Origin of the sequence: Fulvimonas yonginensis (assembly GCF_037137055.1) — a bacterium.
Taxonomy (GTDB): domain Bacteria; phylum Pseudomonadota; class Gammaproteobacteria; order Xanthomonadales; family Rhodanobacteraceae; genus Frateuria_A; species Frateuria_A yonginensis.
In genome coordinates this window covers 39,450-64,258 of the sequence record NZ_JBBBNY010000012.1, presented here as the reverse complement: position 1 = coordinate 64,258, position 24,809 = coordinate 39,450, and the positions used below count along the sequence as shown (strand labels likewise).

28 protein-coding genes are annotated in these 24,809 nt (G+C 70.8%); 11 read left to right on the top strand and 17 right to left on the bottom strand.

Going from position 1 to position 24,809, the window contains the following annotated elements; genetic code table 11:
- Position 1: 1 nt before the first annotated feature.
- The 4 genes from WAT24_RS14050 to dusA all read right to left on the bottom strand — a co-directional run bounded on the left by WAT24_RS14050 (position 2) and on the right by dusA (position 3,572).
- Positions 2–1,378: an ATP-binding protein gene (locus WAT24_RS14050; protein ID WP_336808527.1), complete on the bottom strand. Its 1,377-nt coding sequence runs from the start codon at positions 1,376–1,378 to the stop codon at positions 2–4.
- An 83-nt stretch (positions 1,379–1,461) separates the two neighbouring features.
- Entirely contained in the window at positions 1,462–2,154 is a 693-nt protein-coding gene (locus WAT24_RS14045) for a response regulator transcription factor (RefSeq protein ID WP_336808526.1), read from the bottom strand.
- Positions 2,154–2,480 carry a PepSY domain-containing protein gene (locus WAT24_RS14040; RefSeq protein ID WP_336808525.1) on the bottom strand — a complete coding sequence of 109 codons (327 nt, stop codon included), beginning with the start codon at positions 2,478–2,480 and terminating at the stop codon, positions 2,154–2,156. The genes WAT24_RS14045 and WAT24_RS14040 overlap by 1 nt, the downstream gene beginning before the upstream one ends.
- A 108-nt stretch (positions 2,481–2,588) precedes the next feature.
- A complete protein-coding gene (gene dusA, locus WAT24_RS14035; RefSeq protein ID WP_336808524.1) occupies positions 2,589–3,572 on the bottom strand; it encodes a tRNA dihydrouridine(20/20a) synthase DusA in 984 nt (327 codons plus the stop codon).
- A gap of 154 nt (positions 3,573–3,726) precedes the next feature.
- Between dusA and WAT24_RS14030 the strand changes: the two genes are divergently transcribed.
- The 4 genes from WAT24_RS14030 to WAT24_RS14015 all read left to right on the top strand — a co-directional run bounded on the left by WAT24_RS14030 (position 3,727) and on the right by WAT24_RS14015 (position 7,226).
- On the top strand, positions 3,727–4,503 hold the full coding sequence (locus tag WAT24_RS14030) for a ferredoxin--NADP reductase (protein WP_336808523.1): 777 nt from the start codon (positions 3,727–3,729) through the stop codon (positions 4,501–4,503).
- Positions 4,504–4,647: 144 nt separating this feature from the next.
- Entirely contained in the window at positions 4,648–5,754 is a 1,107-nt protein-coding gene (locus WAT24_RS14025; RefSeq protein WP_336808522.1) for a DUF3182 family protein, read from the top strand.
- Positions 5,741–6,538, top strand: a complete 798-nt coding sequence (locus WAT24_RS14020; RefSeq protein ID WP_336808521.1) for an alpha/beta hydrolase family protein — start codon at positions 5,741–5,743, stop codon at positions 6,536–6,538. Before WAT24_RS14025 ends, WAT24_RS14020 begins: the two co-directional genes overlap by 14 nt.
- Before the next feature lie 190 nt (positions 6,539–6,728).
- Positions 6,729–7,226 carry a hypothetical protein gene (locus WAT24_RS14015; RefSeq protein ID WP_336808520.1) on the top strand — a complete coding sequence of 166 codons (498 nt, stop codon included), beginning with the start codon at positions 6,729–6,731 and terminating at the stop codon, positions 7,224–7,226.
- 41 nt (positions 7,227–7,267) lie between these two features.
- On the opposite strand, the gene WAT24_RS14010 is transcribed toward WAT24_RS14015, so the two are convergent.
- Positions 7,268–8,854, bottom strand: coding sequence for an MASE1 domain-containing protein (locus WAT24_RS14010; RefSeq protein WP_336808519.1), 1,587 nt, complete (start codon positions 8,852–8,854; stop codon positions 7,268–7,270).
- 287 nt (positions 8,855–9,141) lie between these two features.
- Between WAT24_RS14010 and WAT24_RS14005 the strand changes: the two genes are divergently transcribed.
- The gene (locus tag WAT24_RS14005) at positions 9,142–9,621 is read left to right on the top strand and encodes a DUF456 domain-containing protein (RefSeq protein WP_336808518.1); all 480 of its coding nucleotides are present in this window, start codon (positions 9,142–9,144) and stop codon (positions 9,619–9,621) included.
- A 74-nt stretch (positions 9,622–9,695) separates the two neighbouring features.
- Positions 9,696–11,468 (top strand): DUF885 domain-containing protein, encoded by a 1,773-nt coding sequence (locus tag WAT24_RS14000; protein WP_336808517.1) that lies wholly within the window; start codon positions 9,696–9,698, stop codon positions 11,466–11,468.
- Here the strand turns inward: WAT24_RS14000 and WAT24_RS13995 are convergent.
- From WAT24_RS13995 to WAT24_RS13985, 3 genes are all read right to left on the bottom strand, one after another.
- Positions 11,443–11,772, bottom strand: a complete 330-nt coding sequence (locus tag WAT24_RS13995; protein ID WP_336808566.1) for a TfoX/Sxy family protein — start codon at positions 11,770–11,772, stop codon at positions 11,443–11,445. The genes WAT24_RS14000 and WAT24_RS13995 overlap by 26 nt on opposite strands.
- Positions 11,773–11,837: 65 nt before the next feature.
- Positions 11,838–12,512 carry a PAQR family membrane homeostasis protein TrhA gene (trhA, locus tag WAT24_RS13990; protein ID WP_336808515.1) on the bottom strand — a complete coding sequence of 225 codons (675 nt, stop codon included), beginning with the start codon at positions 12,510–12,512 and terminating at the stop codon, positions 11,838–11,840.
- Positions 12,513–12,597: 85 nt separating this feature from the next.
- Complete coding sequence (locus WAT24_RS13985; protein WP_336808514.1) at positions 12,598–13,038, bottom strand: hypothetical protein; 441 nt, start codon at positions 13,036–13,038, stop codon at positions 12,598–12,600.
- Positions 13,039–13,224: 186 nt separating this feature from the next.
- Here WAT24_RS13985 and WAT24_RS13980 point away from each other — a divergent pair, with 186 nt between their 5' ends.
- The 3 genes from WAT24_RS13980 (at position 13,225) to WAT24_RS13970 (ending at position 15,984) form a co-directional block, all read left to right on the top strand.
- On the top strand, positions 13,225–13,899 hold the full coding sequence (locus WAT24_RS13980; protein WP_336808513.1) for an energy transducer TonB: 675 nt from the start codon (positions 13,225–13,227) through the stop codon (positions 13,897–13,899).
- Positions 13,900–13,988: 89 nt separating this feature from the next.
- On the top strand, positions 13,989–14,558 hold the full coding sequence (locus WAT24_RS13975) for a cysteine dioxygenase (protein ID WP_336808512.1): 570 nt from the start codon (positions 13,989–13,991) through the stop codon (positions 14,556–14,558).
- A gap of 16 nt (positions 14,559–14,574) precedes the next feature.
- The gene (locus tag WAT24_RS13970; protein ID WP_336808511.1) at positions 14,575–15,984 is read left to right on the top strand and encodes an FAD/NAD(P)-binding protein; all 1,410 of its coding nucleotides are present in this window, start codon (positions 14,575–14,577) and stop codon (positions 15,982–15,984) included.
- On the opposite strand, the gene WAT24_RS13965 is transcribed toward WAT24_RS13970, so the two are convergent.
- Positions 15,981–16,349 carry a hypothetical protein gene (locus WAT24_RS13965; protein WP_336808510.1) on the bottom strand — a complete coding sequence of 123 codons (369 nt, stop codon included), beginning with the start codon at positions 16,347–16,349 and terminating at the stop codon, positions 15,981–15,983. The genes WAT24_RS13970 and WAT24_RS13965 overlap by 4 nt on opposite strands.
- A gap of 67 nt (positions 16,350–16,416) precedes the next feature.
- Between WAT24_RS13965 and WAT24_RS13960 the strand changes: the two genes are divergently transcribed.
- The gene (locus WAT24_RS13960) at positions 16,417–17,046 is read left to right on the top strand and encodes a nicotinamidase (RefSeq protein WP_336808565.1); all 630 of its coding nucleotides are present in this window, start codon (positions 16,417–16,419) and stop codon (positions 17,044–17,046) included.
- 15 nt (positions 17,047–17,061) lie between these two features.
- On the opposite strand, the gene WAT24_RS13955 is transcribed toward WAT24_RS13960, so the two are convergent.
- The 7 genes from WAT24_RS13955 to WAT24_RS13925 all read right to left on the bottom strand — a co-directional run bounded on the left by WAT24_RS13955 (position 17,062) and on the right by WAT24_RS13925 (position 20,289).
- Positions 17,062–17,250 (bottom strand): CPXCG motif-containing cysteine-rich protein, encoded by a 189-nt coding sequence (locus WAT24_RS13955; RefSeq protein WP_336808509.1) that lies wholly within the window; start codon positions 17,248–17,250, stop codon positions 17,062–17,064.
- A 51-nt stretch (positions 17,251–17,301) separates the two neighbouring features.
- On the bottom strand, positions 17,302–17,748 hold the full coding sequence (locus WAT24_RS13950) for a putative toxin-antitoxin system toxin component, PIN family (RefSeq protein WP_336808508.1): 447 nt from the start codon (positions 17,746–17,748) through the stop codon (positions 17,302–17,304).
- Positions 17,749–17,758: 10 nt separating this feature from the next.
- Positions 17,759–18,532: an HAD family hydrolase gene (locus tag WAT24_RS13945; RefSeq protein WP_336808507.1), complete on the bottom strand. Its 774-nt coding sequence runs from the start codon at positions 18,530–18,532 to the stop codon at positions 17,759–17,761.
- Between the two features lie 6 nt (positions 18,533–18,538).
- Complete coding sequence (locus WAT24_RS13940; protein WP_425605309.1) at positions 18,539–18,694, bottom strand: DUF3309 family protein; 156 nt, start codon at positions 18,692–18,694, stop codon at positions 18,539–18,541.
- A gap of 300 nt (positions 18,695–18,994) precedes the next feature.
- Positions 18,995–19,369, bottom strand: a complete 375-nt coding sequence (locus WAT24_RS13935) for a YciI family protein (RefSeq protein WP_336808506.1) — start codon at positions 19,367–19,369, stop codon at positions 18,995–18,997.
- A gap of 62 nt (positions 19,370–19,431) precedes the next feature.
- Positions 19,432–19,983: a hypothetical protein gene (locus WAT24_RS13930; RefSeq protein WP_336808505.1), complete on the bottom strand. Its 552-nt coding sequence runs from the start codon at positions 19,981–19,983 to the stop codon at positions 19,432–19,434.
- 114 nt (positions 19,984–20,097) lie between these two features.
- Entirely contained in the window at positions 20,098–20,289 is a 192-nt protein-coding gene (locus WAT24_RS13925) for a KGG domain-containing protein (protein ID WP_336808504.1), read from the bottom strand.
- Positions 20,290–20,524: 235 nt separating this feature from the next.
- Between WAT24_RS13925 and mfd the strand changes: the two genes are divergently transcribed.
- On the top strand, positions 20,525–23,962 hold the full coding sequence (mfd, locus tag WAT24_RS13920; protein ID WP_336808503.1) for a transcription-repair coupling factor: 3,438 nt from the start codon (positions 20,525–20,527) through the stop codon (positions 23,960–23,962).
- Positions 23,963–24,007: 45 nt separating this feature from the next.
- Here the strand turns inward: mfd and WAT24_RS13915 are convergent, their stop codons facing one another.
- On the bottom strand, positions 24,008–24,625 hold the full coding sequence (locus tag WAT24_RS13915) for an OmpA family protein (RefSeq protein WP_336808502.1): 618 nt from the start codon (positions 24,623–24,625) through the stop codon (positions 24,008–24,010).
- Positions 24,626–24,809 lie beyond the last annotated feature (184 nt).

The following is a 24,809-nucleotide window of genomic DNA, read 5'->3' as shown; positions in this document are numbered from 1 at the left end:
CTCAGCTCGCCGGCAGGTTCACGCTGAAACGCGCGCCGCCGAGTTCGGGCGAACGATCGACCGTCAGCTCGCCACGGTAGGCCTTGACGATGTCCTGCACGATCGACAGGCCGATGCCGTGGCCTTGCACGCGCTCGTCGCCGCGCACGCCGCGCTGCAGCACCTTCTCGATCTGGTCGTCGGCGATGCCGGGGCCGTCGTCCTCCACGCTCAGCCACAGGCCGGGGCGCTGGCGGCCCGGCTGGGGTTCCACCTTCACCACCAGCAGCACGCGGTGGGACGCCCACTTGAAGGCGTTCTCCAGCAGGTTGCCCATCAGCTCCAGCAGGTCGCCCTGTTCGCCATAGAACGCCGCACCCTCCTCCATCTCGAACTCGCACAACACGTTCTTGGCGGCGTAGACCTTCTCCAGGCTGCGCACCAGATCTTCCGCGTGGCCGGCCACCGGCACCGCGCTGGCAAAGGTCTGCCGCCCGGAGGTGGCGGCGCGGGCGAGCTGGTAGGCAACCAGCTCGTCCATGCGACGTACCTGGTCCAGCACGTCCGCGCGCAGGGCGGGGGCTTCGCTGGCCGACTCCAGCCGCGAGCGGATCACCGCGAGCGGCGTCTTCAGGCTGTGCGCGAGGTCGGCCAGGGTGTTGCGCGTGCGCGTGCGCTGTTCGCGCTCCGAATCGATGAAGGCGTTGATACGGTCGGTCAGCGGGATCAGCTCCAGCGGGTACTGGCTGTCCAGGTGATCGCTCTTGCCGCGCTCCACCCGCGCCATGTCGGTGGCCACCTTGCGCAGCGGCGTCAGGCTCCAGCGCAAGAGCAGCAACTGCAGCGCGATCAGCATCACGCCCAGGATCGACAGCATGCCGACCAGAGTGCGCCGGTACACCGCGTTCTCGCCTTCGAACTGGTTCTCCGACTGGGCGACCATGAAGGTGAGCCGCAGCGGCTTCTTGTCCGGCACGTCCCAGGCGACGCCGAAGGCGTAGTAGTAGAGCCGGCCCATGCGCGTCTCGACCGGTCCGACGAAGCGGTTCTCGCCCGGCGCGAGCGGCTTCAGGAAGCTGAAGTCGCGCCCGATCGCCGAGGAGGACTCCCAGCGGAAGCCCTTGTCGCCCAGCACCACGGCATACAGCCCGGAGCCGGGCTGGGAGAAGCTGGGATCCGGCGGCGCGTCGGGCGGCAGCAGCTTGCCGTAGCGCGAGACCTCGGTGCCGGCGAGGTAGGCGATGACGTAGTTCTGCAGCCGATCATGCAGGTTGTTGAGCGCGCTCTCGTGGTTGGCGCGCGAAAGCGTCAGGCCGACCAGCCCGAGGAAGCCGGCCAGCACCAGGCCGGTGGCGATCGCCGCGCGCGCCGCCAGCGAGTAGGGGCGGGGGGCGAACACGGATCAGCGCCCGCCCACGGCCCGCGACCGGTGCGGCGCACGCGTACCCGGAGCCCGCCGACTCGACACCATGACGCGCGGTCTCAGTCGTCGTCGCCGTCGCTGCGGGGAATGGCGAACCGGTAGCCGCGGCCGCGCACCGTCTCGATCGGCTTGAGCGTGCTCTCGGGGTCGAGCTTGCGGCGCAGGCGCCCGATGAAAACCTCCAGCACGTTCGAGTCGCGATCGAAGTCCTGCTGGTAGATGTGCTCGGTGAGGTCGGCCTTGGAGACCAGCTCGCCGGCGTGCAGCATCAGGTACTCCAGCACCTTGTACTCGTAGCTGGTGAGATCGACCGGCTTGCCTTCCACCGACACCGTCTGCGCGGTGGTATCCAGCTTGATCGGTCCGCAGGCCAGCACCGGCTTGGACCAGCCGCTGGCACGACGGACCAGCGCGTTGATGCGCGCCAGCAGTTCCTCCACGTGGAAGGGCTTGACCAGGTAGTCGTCGGCGCCGTGCTTGAGGCCCTCGACCTTGTCCTGCCACGAACCGCGCGCGGTGAGGATCAGGATCGGATAGCGCTGGCCGGCCTCGCGCAGCGCCTTGACCAGGTCCATGCCCGACATCTTGGGCAGGCCCAGGTCGATGATCGCCAGGTCGAAAGGCACCTCGCGGCCGAGGTAGATGCCCTCCTCGCCGTCCTGCGCGGCATCGACGGCGAAGCCGTCGCGCTTCAGGCGTGCGGCGAGGGTCTCGCGCAAGGGCGCTTCGTCCTCCACCAGTAGGATGCGCATCAGTGTTTCTCCTTGTTGCCTGCGCCGTTGCCGGCCGGGTTCTTGCCCGGGCCCGTCGCGGGGGCCTCGGACGAAATCGAGACGGTCCGCACGTGCCCGTCCGGCGTGAGCACCTTGATCCGGTACTCCATGCGGCGGCCGAACCGGCGCGGATCGGCCGACAATATCTTACCGCCGGTGTCCTGCTGCACCTTGGCTACCGCCTCCTCCAGCGTCATCGGCGCCCTGGCCTGCGGGGAGGCATGCGCAAGGAGCGGCAACAGCAGGGCCGGCAGGCAGGCGAGCAGGCGTCGGGAAAACGTCGTGGGCAAGGCGGCGACTCGCATCCAAATGGTTACCAGCCTAGGCAAACGGGCCTGAACGATGGCCGGATGGACACCGCTGCCCTGCCTGTCCCCGCTTCGAGCCGTGGGGCCTGGCCGAGCGGGCGGCGCTCATGCCGCGTCCCGGCGACCGCTGGCGGCCCGCTCGAGCAGGCTCCACCCCGCACCCGGCAGGTGCGCACCCTCGCTCAGCATGCGCCGGAAGCTGCGCGCGCCGGGTTCGCCCTGGTACAGCCCCAGCAGGTGCCGGCTGATGTGCTTGAGCGCCGTGCCGCGCTTGAGTTCCGCCTCCACGTAGGGACGCAGGTGCCCGAGCACCGTCTCGCGCGAGGGCATCGGCGTGCCGTACAGCGCCGCCTCCAGCTGCGCCAGCAGGTAGGGATCGTGGTAGGCCGCGCGGCCCAGCATCACCCCGTCGACCTGCGTCAGGTGCGCCTGTACCGCCGCCACCGAGGTGATGCCGCCGTTGATGACCACAATCAGCCCCGGGAATTCGCGCTTGAGGCGGTAGACCCGCTCGTAGTCCAGCGGCGGGATCTCGCGGTTCTCCTTCGGGCTCAGGCCCTGCAGCCAGGCCTTGCGCGCGTGCACCACCAGCACCTCGACGCCCGCCTCCAGCACGGTCTCGGTGAAGCGCTGCAGGTCGGCGTACGCGTCCTGGTCGTCCACGCCGATGCGGCACTTGACCGTCACCGGCACGTCCACCACCGCGCGCATCGCCCGCACGCAGTCGCCGACGAGCGCCGGCTCGCGCATCAGGCAGGCGCCGAACCGGCCGGACTGCACGCGGTCGGACGGACACCCCACGTTGAGGTTGACCTCGTCGTAGCCGGCCTGCGCGCCCAGCCGCGCCGCGTGCGCCAGCTCGGCCGGATCGCTGCCGCCCAGCTGCAGCGCCACCGGATGCTCCTGCTGGCTGTGCTCGAGCAGGCGCAGCTGCCCGCCGCGCACCAGCGCCGCGCTGGTCACCATCTCGGTATACAGGCGCGCGTGCGGCGACAGCAGGCGGTGGAAGTAGCGGCAGTGCCGGTCCGTCCAGTCCATCATCGGGGCGACGCACAGGCGGAAATCGGCGGGGGCGAGGGTCGCGCTCATGGGCGCATTGTACGTGGCGTGACCGCGCCGGCGGGCATCGCCGGCCCGGATGGCTTACCCTATGCGACCCGCGCCCGCCCGGCGTCCACCCTTGCGCGGACCCGCTGCCGGCCCCGTCACGGCGCACTCCCCGAACATCCGAGACAGAAACACCATGGTGGCCCTTGCGACCGAGCACGTGATCGACGTGCGGCACTGGAACGACACGCTCTTCAGCTTCCGCGCCACGCGCGATCCCGGCTTCCGCTTCGAGAGCGGACAGTTCGTGATGATCGGCCTGGAGGTGGACGGCCGCCCGCTGATGCGCGCCTACTCCATCGCCAGCGCCAACTGGGAGGAGCACCTGGAGTTCTTCTCGATCAAGGTGCCCAACGGCCCGCTCACCTCGCGCCTGCAGCACCTCAAGCCCGGCGACCCGCTGGTGGTCAGCCGCAAGCCTACCGGCACGCTGGTGCTGGACGACCTCAAGCCCGGCAGGCACCTGTACCTGCTCGGCACCGGCACCGGCCTGGCGCCGTTCATGAGCATCATCCGCGACCCGGCCACCTACGAACGCTACGAGAAGATCGTGCTGGCCCACGGCGTGCGCCACGTCAGCGACCTGGCCTACGCCGACTACCTGGAGAACGAGCTGCCGCAGCACGAGTATCTCGGCGAGCTGGTACGCGAGAAGCTGATCTACTACCCCACCGTCACCCGCGAGCCGTTCCGCAACCGCGGGCGCATCACCGACGCCATCGTCGACGGCGTGATGAGCGAGGTGACCGGCCTGCCGCCGCTCAGCCCCGCCACCGACCGCGTCATGCTGTGCGGCAGCCCGGCGATGCTGGACGACCTGTGCGCACTGCTGGACGGCCGCGGCTTCCAGGCTTCGCCGCGCACGCGCGAGCCGGGCGACTACGTGATCGAGCGGGCGTTCGTCGAGAAGTAGCCGCACCACCGGCGCGGCCGCCCTTCGACAGCCCGTCCACACCACCGCCGCTAGCCTTCGTACGGTCCGGCGGCGGCGGCACCGCGGCGCCGCCCTCGCGCCCCGGAGACCCGTGTGGAGCCCCGTGTCCCACCCCAGACAGCCATGCATCGTGGCAGCGTGGTCCTTGGCGTCGGCCGCGACGCCGCGCACTCGACCCACGAAGCGGCCGCGCACGCGGCCATCGCGCGCCAGCTGGCGGAGCTGCTCGGCTACGACTTCGCGGGTGCCTTCGTGCCCGGCCAGGCGTACCCTGGCCACCTGTACTTCGTGCCCGGCGACGTGCTGATCGGCCTGGATGCGGCGGCCGCCTGCGGCATCCGCAGCGCGGACGACCTGTTCGGCGGTGTCGTGCCCGAGCGCGTCGTCGCGTCCAAAGCGATCACTCACCCGCTGGTCGATGGCGCCTCGCGCGTACCGGACGGCTGGTCGGACACGTTCGCCGAACGGGTGCGCCCGGTGGTACTGCCCGGCTTCAGCGCCTTCGCCGCCGACGACGCGCGCCGCGCCGGCCGCGCCCTGCTCGCGCTCGGCCACGTGCGCATCAAGCCTGCGCACGGCAACGCCGGGCGCGGCCAGCGCGTGGTCGCCAGCGCCGCGGACCTCGACGACGTGATCGCCGAGTGCGACCCGCCAACGCTGGCCCGCGACGGCCTGGTGCTGGAAACGGACCTGGTCGACCTGACCACCTGGAGCGTAGGGCAGGTGCGCGTGGACAACCACACCATCGCCTACTACGGCACCCAGTGGCTGACCCGCGACAACACCGGCGAGGTGGCCTACGGAGGTTCCGGCCTGCGCGTGCACCGCGGCGGCTTCGATGCGCTGCTGCGCGAGCCGCTGCCCGAGCGTGTGCGCGAGGCGGTGGCGCAGGCGCAGCTATACGACACGGCGGCGCGGCAGTGCTTTCCGCGGATGTTCGCCTCGCGCCGCAACTACGACGTGGTGCAGGGCCTGGACCATCGCGGCCAGCCGCACGCCGGCGTGCTCGAGTCATCCTGGCGCGTCGGCGGCGCCAGCGGGGCGGAGGCGGTTGCGCTGCTGCGCTTCCGCGACGAACCCGGGCGTCGTTGGCTGGGCGTGCGCACGGAGGAGCTTTACGGTGCCGGGGTCCAAGCACCGGCCGGCGCTCACGTGCTGTTCCACGGCATGGACCCGGTCGCGGGGCCGCTCCTCAAGTACACCGTGGTGGAGGACGATGACGACACGTAGCGAACCAACCGACATCGCCGTGGACGGCACACGCCTGGCCGGCACCGTGCTCGCTCCCGGCTCGACCATCCCCGGCGTGCTGTTCGTGCACGGCTGGGGCGGCTCGCAGGAACGCGACCTGAATCGCGCCCAGCAGTTGGCCGCCCTCGGCTGCATCTGCCTGACCTTCGACATGCGCGGCCACGTGCGTACCGAGGCATTGCGCCAGACGGTGACCCGCGAACAAAACCTCGCCGACGTGGTGGCCGCCTACGACCACCTGCTCACCCAGCCGCACGTCGACCCGAACGCGATCCTGGTGGTCGGTGCCAGCTACGGCGGCTACCTCGCGGCCATCCTCACCTCGCTGCGCCCGGTGAAGTGGCTCGCGCTGCGCGTGCCGGCGCTGTACAAGGACGAGGCGTGGAACCATCCCAAGCGCTCCCTGTCCCGCAAGGAGCTGGACGCGTACCGCAGCCGCGTGCTGGCGCCGGACGACAACCGTGCCCTGCGCGCCTGCCGCGATTTCACCGGCGACGTGCTGATCGTGGAGTCGGGCCACGATCACCTGGTCCCGCCCCCGGCGATCGTGAGCTACCGCAATGCCTTCCAGCGCACCCACTCGCTGACCTACCGGGTCATCGACGAGGCCGACCACGCGCTTTCCAGCCCGGACTGCCAACGCGCCTACACCTCCGTGCTGCTGGCATGGACCACCGAAATGGTGTTCGGCGCCCGTGCCGGTGGCGTATCGCGCCTGGCGGGCGCCTACCGCCCCGTTCCACGCAGCGACGCCGTCACCTAGGGCCGGCGACATCCCCCGCGCGGTGCCCTTGCGGCGTCGGAACCCCGCCGCCGTCACCGACGAGCCGGGCGCACCGTCGAAACAGGCAACCGTATACGATTTGATGACGCGGCTTCTCAAAAAAATCACTTTTGCTGCTGATAGAGTGACCGAGCTCACTCAGCGAGCAATCCGACAAGGGGATACGGCTATGATCAAATTCATGCCTCGCCGCGCCATCTGGGCCGGTCTGGTCGTCATGGGCATATCGACCGCTGCCGTGGCCGCCCAGCCGCCGGGCACCGGCCTGGGTCAGGCATGGCCGAACGCACAGGATGTGAGCTCGAGCCCGCACTGGCACGTGTACGTATTCACCCAGGGCGGCATCCGGTACGTCCAGGTCAACGACCTCAACGGCCACGTGCGTGGCGCCTTCGCCACCGCCAACGGCCAGTTCCTGGTCCTCCCGATGGGTCGCGACGCCCAGCGCATGGCCACGCCACAACAGTCGCCCAGGCTGTCCCGTACCGTGGTGCCGCTCGCTTCCTACGGCGAGACCATCTACAGGGACAGCTCGATCCAGCTCAGTGCGGTGCCGCTCAGCGACGGTACGATGATGTTCACGGCTACCCAGACGGCGACCACGACCCAATCGGCGACGGGTGACTGTGGAACCAATCCGATGGAATGTGGCGCCCATTCGAACTAGTAAAAAAAACCGCCTCACCGGCGGTTTTTTTTGCCCAAGGGTTAGCTGATCTCAGGATCGGTCAAGACGATGCTGATGCGCCGTCCATCACCCAACGATCGGATTCGAACCCTGCCGCCAAAGACCATTGCACGGTCTTTGATGGCGCCCAGACCCAGACCGCTTGCACCAAGCGCCGATTGCAGGCCGTCCCAACGGATGCGACTCAGACGCTCATAGTCGACCCGGCTGTCCACGCACAGCAGGGCCCAGCGACGTCCGGCAAACGACATGCCGCGCAGACGCACAGAGATGTGACTGATGTTCCGCTCCGAGCACGCCATCGCAATGGCCTCACAGGCCAGCCTGTAGAGCGTCAGCTGGATGCTGGTGGCAAGTTCGTCCACTTTAGGGCCGATGTGGCACCAGTAGGTGATCCCCGCTTCGTCGAGCGCACGCGGCATCGAGCCTTCGCGCAACGCCGCCGGCAAACCGCGCTCACGCCATGCCAGGGGATATAGCGAATCTGCCAACCGGTACATCTGATGCTGGGTCAGGGCAGCCTGGCGGTAGTAGATACGTTCATCGGCTCCTGGCAGGAATCCCCGCAGTCGCCCAAGCAGTTGCGTGTAGGAGGTCTGGAAGGCATCGCTAATCTGCTCTACCAGATACGACGTCTGCCGCAGCTGCATTTCGCCCAGATAGACGTTTCGCTGAGCGACGGCCAGAGCCAGGCGGGCATCCGCCCTTTCCCGCTCCTCCCGTTCGCGAAGCGACGCGATCCTGCCCCCGAGCATGAGCGTCGTAGTGATGGCAAAGGCAACGAAGACCTGGGCCTGCAGGGTCGTGCTATCAAGAAGGGCAGGCATTGCCAACACAACGGCGATACTGGCGGCTGTGCCGCCAACTGCAGCCCCGCGCCATCCATGCCGGAGTGCAAGCCAAGCGACCGGTAAAAACATGGCGATGTGTGCTTCTTGGCCCCCAGGTCCAGGCAGACCGGAAGCCAGCCACACCAGCAGTGATAGCGACGGCACCAGGAGACATACGGTCTCCAGAGCGAGACTGCTCTCGGAGAACCGTCTCCAAAGGTGACGCACCCCGTAGGTAAGAAGCTCCTCGCGCACCAGCAGCACCAACGGGACCACCGCCAAGGTTCCGATGTAGTTGCCTATGAAGTAGGCGCCCGCGATCACCCGGTAAGGTGGCAGGGGACTGATGTTGGGGCCGCGCGCCAAAGAGAGATTCACGACGTTAACCGCCGCCCAAATCACCGAAGCCGCAAAGATGCACAGCAGGAGCACGTTGATATTGGGCGTGGCCTTGCCCGAAAAGAGCTGATGCCTTTCTCGACACCATCGGAAGAGCGGCATCGAGAAAAGCATCGGCGGCACCATGAGGAAGGCGCTCCACATCCAGCCGAACTGGTTCCAACAGTCGATCGCGGAGAACACCAGCGGCACGGCTTCGCCCACCAGGAGCGCACCCCAGTACCGATAGGGCACCAGCAGCAGCGCACAGAACCGGAGCCCCGCCAGCGGGAACCAGTGGGAGAACGTCATGTGACGCATCAGGGCGTACAAGAGCGCGTAGGCGAGAGCGACAGCCAGTTGCCGCACCCACATGTTTGCCTCAATCCTTTTCAGCATCACTACCCCCCTTGGCCCAAACCGAGTCGCCCCGACTCGGCGATGCTCGCGCGCACCTAATTCCTGTAACGACACAACGACACGAGTGAAATGGAAGTGAAACGACTTGGCCTGCAGGCCCCCCGCCTGCTGGGCGCATCCTAGCGCACCTCGGTCACGCGGAACGGTGCAGATCGCACGATTGCGATGTACAGCACGTTGACAGCGCGACCGCCGGCAATCCGACGCCACACCTTGCCCATGCAAGAGCGGTGCCCCAGATTGGGGGGCCCGGCGGAGACTGCACCATGGATATCGCGCTCTACCTACTTGCCGCCTTGCTTATCCTCGGCGGCCTCGCTGGCACGGTGCTGCCGATCCTGCCCGGCATCCCGATGATCTTCGGCGGCATCTGGCTGGTCGCCGCCGTGGACGGCTACCGGCACCTGGGGACCGGCTGGCTGCTCGCGATCGGCGCGCTGGGCCTGCTCGGAGTGGCGGTGGACTTCGTCGCCGGGACGCTGGGCGCCAAGCGCGTCGGCGCCAGTCCACGCGCGCTGTGGGGCGCGACCATCGGCACCGTGATCGGCATGTTCCTGGGCGTGCCCGGCCTGATCCTGGGCCCCTTCGTCGGGGCGTTGCTGGGCGAGCTTTCGGCCGGCACCAGCGTGCTGCGCTCGGCCCACGTCGGCGCCGGCACCTGGATCGGTCTGCTCGCCGGCACGCTGGTGAAGCTGGTGATCTCGTTCCTGATGGTCGGCCTGTTCGGACTGGCCATGCTGCTCTAGCAGAGGACCTCCGGCACAGGCGGCCGCGGCCGTGCCAGCCTACGCTGCCCGGACCACCAAGGAGGATGCCCGCCATGCCCAAGCCCCTCGCCCTCGCCCTGGCCGCCGCGCTGGTCGCCGCCGCCCCGGCCCATGCCCAGACCACGCAGGCAGGCTGGGTCGAACGCAGCAATGCCGACGCCAAGGTGCTGCTGGACGCGATCGCCCGCTTCAGCCCGGAGTTCGCCACCCAGGTCGGCCTGCCCGAGTACGACACCAAGGTGGCCGATCTCAAGCCGGACGTGGACAAGCGCTCCCGCGCCGCGCTGGTGGAGGCGCGCGGCAAGCTCGTACGCATGCTCTCGACCGAGCGTGACCCGAACGTGCGCGAGGACCTGCAGATCATGGTCCACACGGCGGACGAGCAGATCGAGGGCATCGACCTCAACGACAAGTACCTGCTGCCCTACACCGACGTGGGCTCGCTGATCTTCAGCGGCGAATTCGCCCTGCTCAAGGACGACGTCGACGCGAAGCGCCGCCCCAATGCGCTCGCGCGCCTGCAGTGCTACGTCGGCATGGCCCCCGGCTGCACCCCGATCGTCGCGGACGCCAAGGCGCAGACGACGGCCAAGTTGGGCGACAAGGCCCTGCTCGGCCCGTACCGGGGCGAGGTGGAGCAGAAGCTCGCCAACACGCAGCGCTACGCCGCGGGGATCCGCCAGCTGTTCGCCAAGTACAAGCTCGATACGCCCGAGGCGAAGGCCGCGTTGGACGCGCTCGACGCGCAGCTGAAGGACTACGACGCCTGGGTGCGCCGCACCGTGCTGCCGCGGGCACGCGCGGATTTCCGCCTGCCCGAGCCGCTGTACGCCTACAACCTCAAGCAGGTGGGCATCGACATCCCGCCCGAGCAGCTGATGAAGCAGGCCGAGCTCGAGTTCATGGAGCTGCGCGGCATGATGCAGGCGATGGCGCCTGCGGTGGCCAGGGCCGAAGGCATCAAGGCCACCGATTACCGCCAGGTGTGGCAGGCGCTGAAGCAGCAGCAGCTGTCCCGGGGCGAGGTCGAGCCCTGGTACCACCAGGTGCTGGGCCACATCGAGGACACCATCCGCCGCGAGGGCATCGTCACCCTGCCCAAGCGCCAGATGCAGATGCGCCTGGCCTCCGAGGCCGAGGCGGCGCAGGTGCCCGCACCGCACATGGACCCGCCACCGTTCCTCAACAACCACGGCGAGCGCGGCACCTTCGTGCTGACCATGGGCAACCCGGGCAACGGCCAGGACAAGAGCCAGTCCTACGACGACTTCACCTTCAAGGCGGCCGCCTGGACGCTGACCGCGCACGAGGGCCGGCCCGGGCACGAACTGCAGTTCGCGGCGATGGTCGAACGCGGCGTGTCGCTGGCACGCAGCCTGTTCGCGTTCAACAGTGTCAACGTGGAGGGCTGGGCGCTGTACGCCGAGTCGGAAATGCTGCCGTACGAACCGCCGGCCGGGCAGTTCGCCGCGCTGCAGGCACGCCTGATGCGCGCCGCACGCGCCTACCTCGACCCGATGCTCAACCTGGGCCTGATCAGCCGCGAGCGCGCGCACGACGTGCTGACGCACGAGGTGGGCCTGTCCGAGGCCATGGCGCGGCAGGAGCTGGACCGCTACACCTTCGACAGCCCCGGCCAGGCCACCGCCTACTTCTACGGCTACCTGCGCCTGCAGCAGCTGCGGCTGGAGACCGAGCTGGCCCTGGGCGACCGGTTCGACCGCAAGGCCTTCAACGACTTCGTGATCGGCCAGGGCTTGCTGCCGCCGGCGCAGCTGGCCGAGGCGGTGCGCACGCAGTTCATCCCGCAACAGCGCAGGCGTTGACCCTCCGGCGCCGCACCCGAGCGGCGCGGCGCCGAGCGGTTTTCGTCGCCGCGGCGGCGCGCGCCAGCCACGACACAAGCTGCGCCACTTCGGTGTGGATCGACCGAGGCACCCGCACGTAGCTCCGGCTCGGCGCCGCGCCGGGTTTGGCCACCATGCGGTGGGGGCCTGCCTGCGCCAGCAGTTCGGGCTGATCGGCCGGGGCCAGTTCCAGCACCAGCCCATCGACCGATAGCCAGGCGCAAGGCTTCTCCCCGAAATAGGCCATCAACCCGCCGAACATCGGCCGGAAACGGAGCTCCAGCGGCTCGCCCGGCAGGCCGGCCGCGCCCTCGAGCTCGCGTCACAGTGCGAACGTCTCGGCGCGGGTCACGCCTGCCCGTCCGGAATCACGTACAGCAGCACGGCCAGGTAGTGCAGCACGCTGCCGGCCAGCACGAAGCCGTGCCATACCGCGTGATGGAACGGCAACCGCCGGCACAGGTAGAACGGCACGCCCAGCGTGTAGGTGGCGCCGCCGGCGATCAGCAGCGCCAGGCCGCCGGACGCCAGGTGCGCCCGCAGCGGCTCGAAGGCCGCCAGCGCCACCCAGCCCATCGCCACGTAGATGGTCACCGCCGGCGCGCGCGAGCGCACCCGGCGCAGCAGGCCCAGCTCCAGTGCGCTGCCGGCGAGGGCCAGTGCCCAGATGGTGCCGAACAGTCCCCAGCCCCACGCGCCCGGCAGCACGATCAGCGTGAACGGGGTATAGGTGCCGGCGATCAGCAGGAAGATCGCGATGTGGTCGAGCGTGCGCAGCACCCGCCGCGGCAGCGCCCCGGGGATGGCGTGGTAAAGCGTGGAGGCGGTGTACAGCAGGATCAGCGTGGTGCCGAACACGGCGCTGGCCACCACGGCGCGCGCATCGCCCCGCGAGGCCGCGACCGCGACCAGCGTCGCCAGCCCGGCGATGCTGAGCACGATGCCGACCGCGTGGATCAGCGTGCTGGCGAGGTCGTCGCCGGAGCGGTAACGCGGCGGAATGAGGCCGGAAGGCGCGGGCATGGCGGGAGCTCCTGGACGGTCGGCCGGAGAAGCACCCTACCATACCCGCGCGTACTGGTTTCGCGATGGACGTCCAGACGCCCGTTCACTGCTCGATGATGAAGGCACCGAAGGACACGCCCAGGTTCCAGCCCTCGCCCTTGCCGCTGAGGGCCAGGCCCACGTTGCCCTTGGTCAGCGCCTGCGCACCGGCCGACTTCACCGCACCCGCATGCGCTTCGGCATTGGCGTAGTGGCCGAGCACCTCGTGGATGTCGTACACGCCGGTGAACTTGCCGATGCCGTTGTCGATCCGGGTCTTGCCGAAGGTCAGGCCGCCGCCCTTGGCGCGCAGCTTCACGTGCATGCTCTGGCCGTTGCTGCAATGGACCGTACCGCTGCCGCTGGCGGTCTTGTAGAACACCGACCAGCCGGACAGCGAGAAGGTCATCTTGCAGGAGATCTCGCCGGCCCGCGCCGCGCCCGGCGCCATCGCCAGCCCGCCGAGCAGCAGCGCCACGGCACCCATGTAGTTCCAGGTCTTCATGACTTCCCTCCACGGCCCCCGTGGCCGCGCGCGCCGATTGTGCGGCAAGAAGCGCCGCGGGTGGGAGCCGGCGCGCGCTTGCGTGGCTGGGGCGGTCAGGCCTAGGCTGGAGCCGCGCCGGCCCGATTCCCTCTGCGCCTGCAGCGGGCCCGCGCCACATCGCAAGCACCGTCAGGAGGATCGCTCATGTCGTCCGCAGCCCTGGCTTCATCCCGTGCCCACGCCCACGCGGTTCACCCCGACCGCGTCCGCATCGCCGCCCTGAGCGCGGCCATCGCCGTCAACCTCACCGTGTTCCTGGCCGCCACGCGGCCGCTGCCACCGATGCCCATGCCGCGTCTGGTCGCCACCGCGCCCATCACGGCGCGCTTCGTGCCGCCCGAGGCACAGCCCCTGCCGCCGCCTCCGCCACCGGCGGTCACGCCGCTGCCCCGGCACAGCCAGGCGGTACCGACGCCGACGCCGGCCCGGGTCGAGCGCCCGAGCGACGAGGGCCGCGAGGCGGCGCCACCGGTGCAGGTCCCCACACCGACGCTCGTCCCGGACGCGACGCCGGTCACGTCAGTCGTTTCGCCGGTCCCGGTCGAGGCCAGCCTCGCCTATCGCACCGCGCCGCTGCGCTTCCCGCCGGAGGCGGTCCGCCGGCACATGCACGGCACCGTGTTGCTGCGCGTGCTGGTCGACGAGCAAGGCCGGCCGGTCGAGGCGGTCGTCGAGCGAAGCAGCGGCTACGGCCTGCTCGATCGCAGCGCCCGCGAACAGGTCCTCGCCGGCTGGCGCTTCCAGCCCGCCAGCGTGGGCGGCCACGCGGTACGCGCCTGGGCGCGCATCCCGGTCAGCTTCGAACTGCAGAAGCTGTAGCGAGCCCGCCAGCATCGCCCGGCGACGGGTTACGAGTGCTTAACGGCGCCCATGCTCCACTGGGCGCCGTTCTTCGTACGGGTTCATGCATGGCCAATCACCGGCAAAGCCTGAAGGTGCTGCGGCGTATCGCGCTGGCGCACTGCCGCGGCGAGCATCCCGACCTGGCCACCCTCGCGCGGGAACTGGGCAGCGCCGTGCGCAGCCATGCCGACGGGCTCGGCGCGCTGGCCGCACGCGTGCGTGCCGGTTCCGCGACGCCGCTGATCCGTGCGCTGCGCACCGGCAGCGCGAGCGGCCTGCAACTGCTGCTGATCGCCTGGCCGGCGAACCATGCCTCCGCGCTGCACGATCACGGTGCCTGCTGGGGGCTGGAGATTCCTCTGCACGGAGCGCTGGAGATCGACACCTGGCGCCGGCCCCCCGACGGTGGCGCGCCACAGGCGCAAGGACGCCACTGGCTCGGCCCGGGCGACGCCCTGTGGTTCGACGCGAACGAGGCACGGATGCACCGCTGCCGCAACCTGTCGCGTCGCGAGGTGGCGCTCAGCCTGCACCTGTTCGGTGGCGCGCCGACGAGCCTGGCCTATGCCCCGTCCGCGGCGGCACCGCGGCGCGTGCCGCCGCGTCAGCTGGTGGCCGGGCCGCTGCAGGGCTGAGTACCGGGGAGCTGCCATGATCCGTCGCATCGCCATCATCGGCGGTGGCGCCGCCGCCGTCGCCCTGCTCAGCGAACTGGTCGAGCGCGCCAGCGCACCGCTGCACCTGGACTGGTACACCGGGGGCGCCGAGCGCCTCGGACGCGGCGTTGCCTACGGCACGTCCTCGCCGCGCCACCTGCTCAACGTGCGCGCCGCCACCATGGGCATGTTCTCGCGCCGGCCGCGGGGTTTCCTCGACTTCGCGCAGCAACGCAACCCGCAGGTGACCGGCACGGACTTCCTGCCCCGCTCGCTGTACGGCGACTACCTCGAGCACGAAGCCGCGCAGGCGCTGGCGCGCTCGCGCGAGCGCGGCGTCGACGTGCACGTGGTGCCGTTCGTCGCCGACGCCGTGGTGCCCGAGCCCGACGGCGTCACTGTGCTGCAGGGGGAGCGGGTCACCCGCTTCGATGCCGCCGTGCTCGCGCTCGGTGCCCTGCCGGTGCGCCCGCTGCCGGGCGTCGATCCGGGACTGCTCGCCGACGGCCGCTACGCGCTCGACCCATGGGCGGCGCTGGCCGGCGCCCGTTCCGAACACGCGCCGCGCGAGGTCGCGCTGGTCGGCCTGGGGCTGACCGCGGTCGACGTGCTGCTGGAACTGGCCGAGCGCTGGCCGGACACCCGCTTCGTCGCGATCTCGCGGCACGGCCAGCTGCCGGCCGCGCACCTGCCGGCGTCGACGGTGCCCGAGGACGACGGCGGCGCGCTGGTGGAAGCCATGCAGGAGGCGCCGGAGATCCGCCGCTGGCTGCGCCTTCTGCGCGAGGCGATCGCCGCCAGCGACGACTGGCGTGTGGTGATCGACAGCCTGCGCCCGGCGACCCCGGTGCTGTGGGACGCCCTGCCGCTGCCGGAACGCGCCCGTTTCCTGCGCCACGCACGCTGGGCATGGGAGCGCGCCCGCCACCGCATGCCGCCGCAGGTCGAGCAGCAGGTGCTGGCGCTGGAGCGGGCCGGACGGCTGCAGCGCATCCGCGGCCGCGTCGCCGGCGCGCAGGCGGAAGGCGCGCGTGTGCGACTGCAGGTGCGCCACGCCGGTACGCCGGTGGCGGTGCCGCTGGCCGACCGGGTGATCCAGACGGTAGGCCTGGATACCGACTTGCGCAGCACGGCGCATCCGCTGATGCGCCAGTTGGTCACCAACGGCCACGTCACGCCCGACCCGTTGGGGCTCGGCTGCCAGGCCACGGCGGACGGACGGCTGTGCCGCGATGGCAGGCCCTGGCCGCGGCTGTTCGGCATCGGCAGCCTGCTGCGCGGCGCGCGCTGGGAAACCGTGGCGATGCCGGAGATCCGCCTGCACGCGCGCGTGCTGGCGAGCCGGATGCTGGAGCCGGTGCAGGCGCCCTCGCGCGGCCAGCTCGCGCCGGCCAGCTACGCCTAGCGGCGGCGCGCCATCCATTCGCTGGCCAGCCAGGCCAGCCCGATGCCCACCGCCACGCCCAGCAGTTCGCACAGCACGCGCGTGCCGAGCCCGTCGGGGTCGTGTACTTCCGCCAGCTTCACGCGCAGCAACTGCACCGACTGCAGCCGCGCGTAGTTGAAATAGAACAGGTCGGCCAGGTCGCCGCTGGCCGCCAGCACGATGCCCAGCACGTAGGCCCAGGCCATCTGCGCGCCGTGGCTCCAGGCGCTGCGGGTGCGCCACCGGAACAGCGCGAACAGCAGCGCGCCCGCCACGGTGGCGATCAGGCCGGCCTGCAGCCCGCCGACCCAGCCGTAGCCCATCCAGGATTGGTCGTAGTGCATCGCGTCCGCCGTGCTCACCAGCCGGCATTATGCCGTGCGGTGGCCCGCCCGCCGCTACACTGGGGCGATGGATGCGAGCTTTCCCGCCGACGTCGCGCTGATCGTGGTCGACGTGCAACCCGATTTCATGCCCGGCGGCCCGCTGGCCTGCCACCTGGGCGACGCCATCGTGCCGGGCATCGACGCGCTGCTGCGTGCACGGCGCTATCGGCACGTGGTCGCCACGCAGGACTGGCACCCGCGCGGGCACGTCTCCTTCGCCGCCAACCACGCCGGCCGGGCGCCCTTCACGCCGATCGAGCTGCACGGGCATCCGCAGACGCTGTGGCCGGTGCATTGCGTGGCCGGCAGCGAAGGCGCCGCGCTGCACCCGGCGATCGACTGGACGCCGCTGGACCTGATCGTGCGCAAGGGCACCGATCCGGCGGTCGATTCCTACAGCGCCTTCCGCGAGAACCACGGTCCCGGCGGCGCGCGCCCATCCACGGGGCTGGCCGGCTGGTTGCGCGAGCGAGGCGTGGACGAGGTGCACGTCTGCGGCCTTGCGCGCGACGTGTGCGTGCTGTGGACGGCGCAGGACGCCCGCGCGCTGGGCTTTCGCGCCCACCTGCTGTGGGACCTCACCCGGCCGGTGACGCCGGCGAGCGACGCGGCCACGCGTGCGGCCCTGGCGGCGCAGGGGATCGCGATCGCGTGAGGCGTGCGGGGCCGCTCAAGCCTCGTCCTCGCCCGCCACCCGGGCCCGCGCTTCGCCGTCGTCGCCCAGGTCCACGCGCACGCTGATCGGGCGGCAGCACACGGGACAATCCTCGATGTAGTCCTGTCCGCCGGCGGAGGCGTCGAGCAGCAGCTCGATCGGTTCGCCGCAGTAGGGGCAGGCCACGTGGGCCGAGGTGAGCATGATCGCCTCGCGTTTCGGCCTTCGGTGGAGCGAGCTTGCTCGCTCCTGCCATTACGGTGCGGAATTCCACGCCAGCGTCCATTGCTCCGGCGTGAGGACCGCGAAACCCGCGGTACGTAGCGTGCGGCGTCCCAGCCGCAACAGGGCGCCGTCGCGGCTGAGCAGCCAGCGCGCGCCCACGGCCGAGGCGAGCGCCAGGAACTTCTGGTCGTCCGGATCGGTGCAGCGCGGCAGCGGCGGCAGGCTCGCCGGCGGCTCGTACAGGTGCAGGTGCCGGTCGAAGGCCGCCATCGCGCGGTCGCGCACCGTAGCCTCCAGGCCCAGTTGCGGATAGTGCAGCACTGCCTGCCATTCCTCCCGGCAGGCCGGACAGGTCACCGCCTCGACCCCGCCCCGGCGCAGCGCGGCGGCCAGCGCCGCGCCGCGCGGATCGGCGAACACGAACAGGTCCAGGCAGACATTGGTGTCGAGCACCACGCGGGGCGTCGCGGCCGCCATCGTGCCCCGGCTACGCCGCCAGGCGGGCCGCCCGCTCGCGCAGGCGCGCCAGCGCGGCAGGAATCCCGGCCGGGCCGTCCACGCTGACCAGACGGTCCTCCTCGCCGCTGAGGCCGGTCTCCAGCTCGTGCGCCCAGGTCACGTGATAGGGCATGTGCACGCCCCAGCCGCCAATCGCCAGCACCGGCTCGATGTCCGAGCGCAGCGAGTTGCCGACCATCGCGAACTGCGCGGGCGCCAGCGCGAACTCGCCCAGCACGCGCCGGTAGGTGGCCTCGTTCTTCTCCGACACGATCTCGATGCGGTGGAACAGGTCGGCGAGCCCCGAGCGCGTTACCTTCTGCTCCTGGTGGAACAGGTCGCCCTTGGTGATCAGCACGATGCGGTGCTGCGCGGCGACCGCCTCCACCGCGGCGCGGATGCCCGGCAGCAGGTCCACCGGGTGCTGCAGCACCGTCTTGCCCAGCTCGACGATGCGGTGGATGTCGCGCGCCTCGATGCGTGCCCCGTCATCGCGATCGCGGTCTCCACCATCGACAGCGTCATGCCCTTGGCGCCGTAGCCGAACAGTTTCAGATTGCGCCGCTCGGTCGCCAGCATGGCGTCCTGCACGTCGCGGTCGCCCAGGTCGACGTAGCGGCCGAGGATGGCGGTGAACTCGGCGTTCGCCGTCTGGTAATAGCCTTCGCTGTGCCAGAGGGTGTCGTCGCCGTCGAAGCCGATCAGTTGCAGCATGGGATGCGGTCGTGCGTGGAAGTTGCCCATTCTCCCACGCACGCCGCATCGGGCGTCAGTGGAAGACGCCCAACAGCCAGAGCACGATGACGATCACGATGATCAGGCCAAGGCCACCGCTCGGGCCCCAGCCCCACGAACTCGAGTAGCCCCAGGTCGGCAGGCCGAGCAGCGCCAGGATCACCAGGATGACCAGGATGGTAATCAGCATGAGTTACTCCTTGCGGCCAGTGGAAGTACCAGCCATCGTGCGCGCGGCGCCCGTCTAGGGGGTGTGAGCCGATTGAGCGGGAAGCGTGCAGGCACGGCCTTGCCTGGCGGGGGCGCCGACAAACGTTCGCGGTCCATGAAGCGCACGCCAACGGCCGGTGACGGGACCGCCCGGTCTCAGGATCTGGGACGGCGGACGCCTAACCTGCCCGGGCCGTCGCGGTCCCTCCGCCGCCGGCACCGATCCGCTTGGCAGTGGCCCGGTATCCTTCGCCGCGCCCCTCGGGGCGCGGCCTCTTTTTCAGGCGCCCACGCGCCGGCGCACCACGTCCATGTCGCGCACCGGCCGTAACTCGATGGCGCCGATGCGCGCCCAGGGGAACTCCTGCGCGATGCGCATGGCTTCTTCCAGATCGGCCGCTTCGATGAGGTTGAAACCGGCCAGGTATTCCTTGGTCTCGGCGAACGGCCCGTCGAGCACCGTGGTGTGCTGCCCGCGCACGCGAAAGGAGCGCGCGGTCGACGGCGGTTCCAGCTGCTGCGAGTCGAGCACGCACCCGCTGGCGCGCAACTCGTCGGCATGCACGAGGCAGCCACGCATCATCCGGTCGAACTCCCCCGCCGGGAGCGCCTGCAGCAGGGTGTCGTCGACGTAGATCATCATCAGGAACTTCATGACGGCCTCCGGCCGGCTGGGGGTCGGCCGATTATGGCCGCGCCCCGTGACGGATGCAGCCTTCAGTGCAGACGCGCCGTCACCTGCTTGCCCAGCGCGAGCACGGCCGGGCGCAGCGTGGCGGGCTGGCGGCCTTCCACCTGCAGGTTGATCTGGCCCTGGTAGTCCCCGATGCGCAGCTTCAGGCCCTCGGCGCCCTCGGCCTCGGCGACGAAAGCCTCGTCACCCAGGTCCGGCACCGGAGTGACGGCCACACCGCGATCGGCGAAATCCTGCCGGCGCGCCGCCAGCGCCGCCTTCGCCTGGTCGGCGGACGGCATGCGGGTGAAGTCGATCAGCAACCGGGTGCGATAGTCGCCCGGCTGCGGCACGTGCAGGTAGGCGCACATCCCGCCCGCACCGGCCTTCTGCTCGGTGACGGTATCGGCACCGTTGGCCTGCAGGAGGGCGGCGACGTCGGCCACGGGCATGAGCTGGCACAGGTCCAGCGGCGTGTCCGCGGACGCGGACGGGGTGGCCGCCTGCGGCGCGGTCGGGCCGGCGCCAGTCTGATCCTGCGACGAACAGCCCGCCAGCAGCAGGCCAGCCAGCGCCAGCGTGTGGATGCGCTTCATCGTGTTCCTCCCCTTCCCGCCGCCCCTCGCGGCGCCGCCATGATAGGGCCGGCGGGCACAGGCAAGCGAAGGGCGGCCAAGGGGCCGCCCTTCGTACAGGCTCGGGTGTGCGGATCAGTCGTTCTTGTGGCTCTGCTGGCCGGCCTTCACGTGCTGTTCGTGCGTGCCGCCGCTGCTCTTCTTGCCGGCCTGCACGTGCTGCTCGTGGGTGGCGTGGTCACCGCCACCGGCCTTGCCGCCCTTGCTGGCGATCGCACGCTGCTTGTCTTCGTCCATCGAGGCGAAACCGCGCTTGTCGTTGCTCATGAGGTTCTCCTGTTGAGTGGAAAAAAGTCCGCCCAGCTGGCGAACGCTGACCACCCTAGCGGCGGGCACCTAAAGAACCTCTTAGCTGCGGATCAACAGGCTCGTCCACAGGTGTCCGTTCACGTTGGCTGTGCGCCGCCACCCGCATAAGCCTGGAGCGCGCGCCTTCCTGCGCGTATCCACCCCACACCTTCAGCGGTAGTGCCGCCGCGCTGCCGCGCCCATGCGAGTTTCGATGGCCCTGCACCTCCCACCACCCCCGCGTCCCGCCTCCGCCGATACGCAATGCCGGTGGCGGCCACCCCACGGCGCCGCCCGCGCCCTGCTTCCCGCGCTGGCGGCGCAGGCGCACGCGGGGCCGGTGGTGGTGGTCGCCGCCGATGCGCAGGAGGCCTGGGCCCTGGAGGACGAGCTGGCCTTCTTCGCCGGGCCCCTGCCGGTGCTGCATTTTCCCGACCGGGAGACGCTGCCCTACGACGTGTTCAACCCGCACCCGCAGATCGTCGCCCAGCGGATCGCCACGCTGTGCCGCCTGCCGGCGCTCGAGCGCGGCGTGCTGGTGGTACCGGCCGCGGCGCTGGCGCACCGTCTGCCCCCGCCCTCGTACGTGGCCAGCGCGGGCTTCACGCTGGCCGTCGGCCAGGCAAGCCCCGCAGCCGCGCTTCGCCGGCGCCTGGCCGCGGCCGGCTACCGCCGCTGCGCGCACATCGCCGAGCCCGGGGACTACGCGCTGCGCCGCGGCGTGCTGGAGATCCATCCGCCCGAGGCCGAGCGGCCGTTGCGCATCCGCCTGGCCGATGAAACCGTGGCGTCGATCCGCGCCTTCGACCCGCAGACGCAACGCTCGGGCGAGGCGCTGGACGAGCTGGCACTGCCGCCCGCACGGGAGTACCCGCTGGGCGCCGACGCGGCGCAGCGCCTGCAGGCCGGCCTGGCCGACGCCGGTTCCTCCCCGAGCGACGCCTGGCTGCGCGAACTGCACGAGGGCGAGCCACCGGCGGGCGTGGAGTGCTACCTGCCGCTGCTCCTCGACGACACCGCCACGCTGTTCGACTACCTGCCGAACGGCGCGCTGTTCGTGCTCGACCCTGGCGTAACGGCCGCGGTGGACGCGGTGTGGCGCGAAGCACGGGCGCGTCACGCGCGGCAGGCCACCGACCGCCCGCTGCCGCCGCCCGAGGCGCTGTACCTGGCACCCGGCGACGTGGAGGACCGGCTCGCCTCGCAACGGCGCGTCCTGTTCGCCGACGACGCCGACGCGCCGGCCAGCGCACCGGCGCCGGAGCTCGGCCTGGCGCCGGCCCAGCGCGGCGCGGCCTCGTTGACTCGCTTCCTTGCCGGCTACGCCGGCGCGGTGCTGGTAGCCGCCGACTCGCCCGGGCGACGTGCAACCCTGGCCGAGGCGCTCGCCGGCGCGGGTCTGGAGGCGGTCGCGGTGGAGGACTGGGCCGGTTTCCTGCAACAGGCCGGGCACGGCCACCGCCTGGCGCTCACCACTGCACCGCTGGAGCAGGGCTTCGCACTGGCCGAGCCGGCGCTGACCGTGCTCACCGAACGCGAACTCTACGGCGTGCGCGCGCGCCGCCCGCTGCCGCGCCGGCACCAACCCGGCCCGCTTGCGCCCGGCGGCGGGCTCGCCGACCTGCGCGAGGGCGACCCTGTCGTGCACGTCGAGAGCGGGATCGGTCGCTACCGCGGACTGGTGTCGATGGAGCTGGGCGGCACCAGGGGCGAGTTCCTCGCGATCGAATACGCCGAGGGCGACAAGCTTTACGTGCCGGTCACCCAGCTCGGCCAGGTCAGCCGTTACGCCGGCACCTCGCCCGAACACGCGCCGCTGCACGCGCTCGGCAGCGGCGCGTGGGAGCGCACGCGCGACAAGGCTGCCGCCGACGTGCGCGATGCGGCCGCGGAGCTGCTCGCCCTGCAGGCCGCGCGCGAGGCACGACGGCGGCCGCCGCTGGAATTCGATCGCACCCGGCTGGCCGCCTTCGCCGCCAGCTTTCCCTACGAGGAAACGCCCGACCAGCGCGCGGCCATCGACGCGGTGCTGGCCGATCTCGCCGCGCCGCGCCCGATGGACCGCGTGATCTGCGGCGACGTGGGCTTCGGCAAGACCGAGGTGGCCTTGCGCGCGGCGTTCGCGGTCGCCAGCGCGGGCAGGCAGGTCGCGGTGCTGGTGCCCACCACGCTGCTCGCGCAGCAGCATCACCGCAGCTTCGCCGAGCGCCTGGAAGGCTGGCCCGTGACGGCGGCCGCGATCTCGCGCTTCCGCTCCAGCAGGAAGCTCAGCGACACCCTGGCGCGACTGGCGGACGGGCGGCTGGACGTGGTGATCGGCACGCACAAGCTGCTGCAGCCGGACGTGGCCTTCCACGACCTGGGCCTGGTCATCATCGACGAGGAACAACGTTTCGGGGTGCGCCAGAAGGAGCAGCTGAAGAAGCTGCGCGCGCAGGTCGACGTACTCACCATGTCCGCCACGCCGATCCCGCGCACGCTCAGCATGGCCCTGGGCGGCTTGCGCGGCCTGTCGCTGATCGCCACGCCGCCGACACGGCGCATCGCGGTGCGCACGACGCTCACGCGCTGGGACGACGCGGTGCTGCGCGAGGCGCTGTGCCGCGAACTGAGCCGCGGCGGCCAGGCGTACTTCCTGCACAACGCGGTGGAGAGCATCGAAACGGTCGCCGAGCGGTTGCGCGCGCTGGTCCCGGAGGCGCGGCTGGCGGTGGCGCACGGCCAGATGAAGGCCGCCGTGCTCGCGCGCGTGATGGAGGACTTCTACCGCCGGCGCGCGAACCTGCTCGTCTGCACCACCATCATCGAGACCGGCATCGACGTGCCGAGCGCCAACACCATCGTGATCGACCGCGCCGAGTCCTTCGGGCTGGCCCAGCTGCAGCAGTTGCGCGGCCGGGTGGGCCGCTCCAACCGACGCGCCTATGCCTATCTGGTGATATCCGACCCGGCGGCGATGACCGAGGAGGCGCGCCAGCGGCTGGAGGCCTTCGCCCGCGAAGAGGAACTGGGCGCCGGGTTTGCGCTCGCCGCGCACGACCTGGAGATCCGTGGCGCCGGCGAACTGCTGGGCGAAGCCCAGTCGGGACAGATCCAGGCGGTCGGCTTCGACCTGTACGCGCGGCTGCTGGAGCGCACGGTGGGCGCCCTGCAGGCCGGCACGGAGCCCGACCTGGAGCTCGGCCGCAAGGACGTGGAGATCGAACTGCACCTGCCCGCGTCGATCCCGCCGGAGTACGTGCCGGACGTGCCGACCCGGTTGGACCTGTATCGGCGGCTGGCCGGCGCCACCGCTGCCGAAGCGGTCGATGCCCTGCAGACCGAGCTGATCGAGCGCTTCGGCCTGCTGCCGGAGCCGGCCGCCCGGCTGATCGCCGTCGCCCGCCTGCGCCTGATGGCACGAGCGCTCGGCATCGCGCGGCTGGACCTGGATCGCCGTGGCGGGGTGGTCAGCTTCGGGCCTGCCGCCACGATCGACGGGAAGGCGCTGGACCGGCTGCTGGCGAGCCAGCCGCAGGTCTATGCGCGGGAGGACGACACGCACCTGGCGGTCAAGCTCGAACTCGGCTCGGACGAGGACGTGCTGCGTGCGGCCGAAGAACTGCTGGCGCGTCTGGGGGCGCCGCGACCGGTGGCGGACCCGGCCGCGTGAAAGGTGCCCTCCCCGACCGGGAGGGCACCGTCGTCGCCATGGGTGTCAGCCGGTGGTGCTGCCGGACGACATGGCGTTGTTCGAGCTGGCCTGGCCGGCGAAGTCGACCACCAGCGTCACGCGGCGGTTGGGCGCGCCCTGCTCGCGCGTCTTGCCGCGTTCGACCTGGCGGTTGACCGCCTCGCCGTAGCTCACCGCACGCAGGTGGTCCGCCGAGAGGCCGTTCTGCACGAGGTAGTCGCGCACCGCCTCGGCACGGCGCTGGCCCAGGCGCCGGTTGTAGCTGGTCGAGCCGGCCGGATCGGCGAAGCCTTCCACGGTCACCACCGCGTCGGGATAGTGCTGGCTGATCACCTTGGCGAAATCGTCCAGCAGCGGCTTGTCCTCGTCGCGCAGGGTGGCGTCGTTGAAGGCGAAGTGCGCGGCGGTATCCAGCCGCACGCGGCCGCCCATCTGCGCGATCTGCGCGTCGTACTTGGCAAAGCGCTGCTGCATCTCCTGGGTCAACGCATCCAGTTGCTGCTGCTGCTTCTGGTCGTTCGCGCGCAGTTCGGCGATCGCCGCGTCGAAGTCGGCCTTCTTGACGTAGTTCGTGCAACCGCCCAGGACGATCGCGGCCAGCGCCAGCGGCCCCGCCGTCCACCGGAATGTCGAGTTGAACATGAGCGCCTTCTCCTTCACTAGCGAGCCCTTGGCAGGTGGCTGCCCTGCGGACGGCCACCGCCTTGTCGGCCCAGGGTCCCCGACCCTAGCACTACCGTTCGCAACCAACCTTGACGATGCCTGACTCGCGCGTGGGGCCGGTGCGGCGGAGCGGGCACGACCTGGCGCGACGCACGCGGCGCCT

Bases quoted from the DNA above. Each gene is read 5' to 3' on its own strand.
- WAT24_RS13915 (WP_336808502.1), bottom strand. From the start codon at position 24,625: ATGTTCAACTCGACATTCCGGTGGACGGCGGGGCCGCTGGCGCTGGCC.
- WAT24_RS13985 (WP_336808514.1), bottom strand. From the start codon at position 13,038: ATGAAGACCTGGAACTACATGGGTGCCGTGGCGCTGCTGCTCGGCGGG.
- WAT24_RS13975 (WP_336808512.1), top strand. From the start codon at position 13,989: ATGGCCAATCACCGGCAAAGCCTGAAGGTGCTGCGGCGTATCGCGCTG.
- WAT24_RS14040 (WP_336808525.1), bottom strand. From the start codon at position 2,480: ATGCGAGTCGCCGCCTTGCCCACGACGTTTTCCCGACGCCTGCTCGCC.
- WAT24_RS13965 (WP_336808510.1), bottom strand. From the start codon at position 16,349: ATGCACTACGACCAATCCTGGATGGGCTACGGCTGGGTCGGCGGGCTG.
- WAT24_RS13940 (WP_425605309.1), bottom strand. From the start codon at position 18,694: ATGCTGATTACCATCCTGGTCATCCTGGTGATCCTGGCGCTGCTCGGC.
- WAT24_RS14020 (WP_336808521.1), top strand. From the start codon at position 5,741: ATGACGACACGTAGCGAACCAACCGACATCGCCGTGGACGGCACACGC.
- WAT24_RS14010 (WP_336808519.1), bottom strand. From the start codon at position 8,854: ATGCTGAAAAGGATTGAGGCAAACATGTGGGTGCGGCAACTGGCTGTC.
- mfd (WP_336808503.1), top strand. From the start codon at position 20,525: ATGGCCCTGCACCTCCCACCACCCCCGCGTCCCGCCTCCGCCGATACG.
- WAT24_RS14045 (WP_336808526.1), bottom strand. From the start codon at position 2,154: ATGCGCATCCTACTGGTGGAGGACGAAGCGCCCTTGCGCGAGACCCTC.
- WAT24_RS13945 (WP_336808507.1), bottom strand. From the start codon at position 18,532: ATGCGGCGTGCGTGGGAGAATGGGCAACTTCCACGCACGACCGCATCC.
- WAT24_RS13925 (WP_336808504.1), bottom strand. From the start codon at position 20,289: ATGAGCAACGACAAGCGCGGTTTCGCCTCGATGGACGAAGACAAGCAG.
- WAT24_RS14000 (WP_336808517.1), top strand. From the start codon at position 9,696: ATGCCCAAGCCCCTCGCCCTCGCCCTGGCCGCCGCGCTGGTCGCCGCC.
- WAT24_RS14005 (WP_336808518.1), top strand. From the start codon at position 9,142: ATGGATATCGCGCTCTACCTACTTGCCGCCTTGCTTATCCTCGGCGGC.
- WAT24_RS13950 (WP_336808508.1), bottom strand. From the start codon at position 17,748: ATGGCGGCCGCGACGCCCCGCGTGGTGCTCGACACCAATGTCTGCCTG.
- trhA (WP_336808515.1), bottom strand. From the start codon at position 12,512: ATGCCCGCGCCTTCCGGCCTCATTCCGCCGCGTTACCGCTCCGGCGAC.
- WAT24_RS13980 (WP_336808513.1), top strand. From the start codon at position 13,225: ATGTCGTCCGCAGCCCTGGCTTCATCCCGTGCCCACGCCCACGCGGTT.
- WAT24_RS13960 (WP_336808565.1), top strand. From the start codon at position 16,417: ATGGATGCGAGCTTTCCCGCCGACGTCGCGCTGATCGTGGTCGACGTG.
- WAT24_RS14025 (WP_336808522.1), top strand. From the start codon at position 4,648: ATGCATCGTGGCAGCGTGGTCCTTGGCGTCGGCCGCGACGCCGCGCAC.
- WAT24_RS13955 (WP_336808509.1), bottom strand. From the start codon at position 17,250: ATGCTCACCTCGGCCCACGTGGCCTGCCCCTACTGCGGCGAACCGATC.
- WAT24_RS14015 (WP_336808520.1), top strand. From the start codon at position 6,729: ATGATCAAATTCATGCCTCGCCGCGCCATCTGGGCCGGTCTGGTCGTC.
- WAT24_RS14030 (WP_336808523.1), top strand. From the start codon at position 3,727: ATGGTGGCCCTTGCGACCGAGCACGTGATCGACGTGCGGCACTGGAAC.
- WAT24_RS13970 (WP_336808511.1), top strand. From the start codon at position 14,575: ATGATCCGTCGCATCGCCATCATCGGCGGTGGCGCCGCCGCCGTCGCC.
- WAT24_RS13930 (WP_336808505.1), bottom strand. From the start codon at position 19,983: ATGAAGCGCATCCACACGCTGGCGCTGGCTGGCCTGCTGCTGGCGGGC.
- dusA (WP_336808524.1), bottom strand. From the start codon at position 3,572: ATGAGCGCGACCCTCGCCCCCGCCGATTTCCGCCTGTGCGTCGCCCCG.
- WAT24_RS13935 (WP_336808506.1), bottom strand. From the start codon at position 19,369: ATGAAGTTCCTGATGATGATCTACGTCGACGACACCCTGCTGCAGGCG.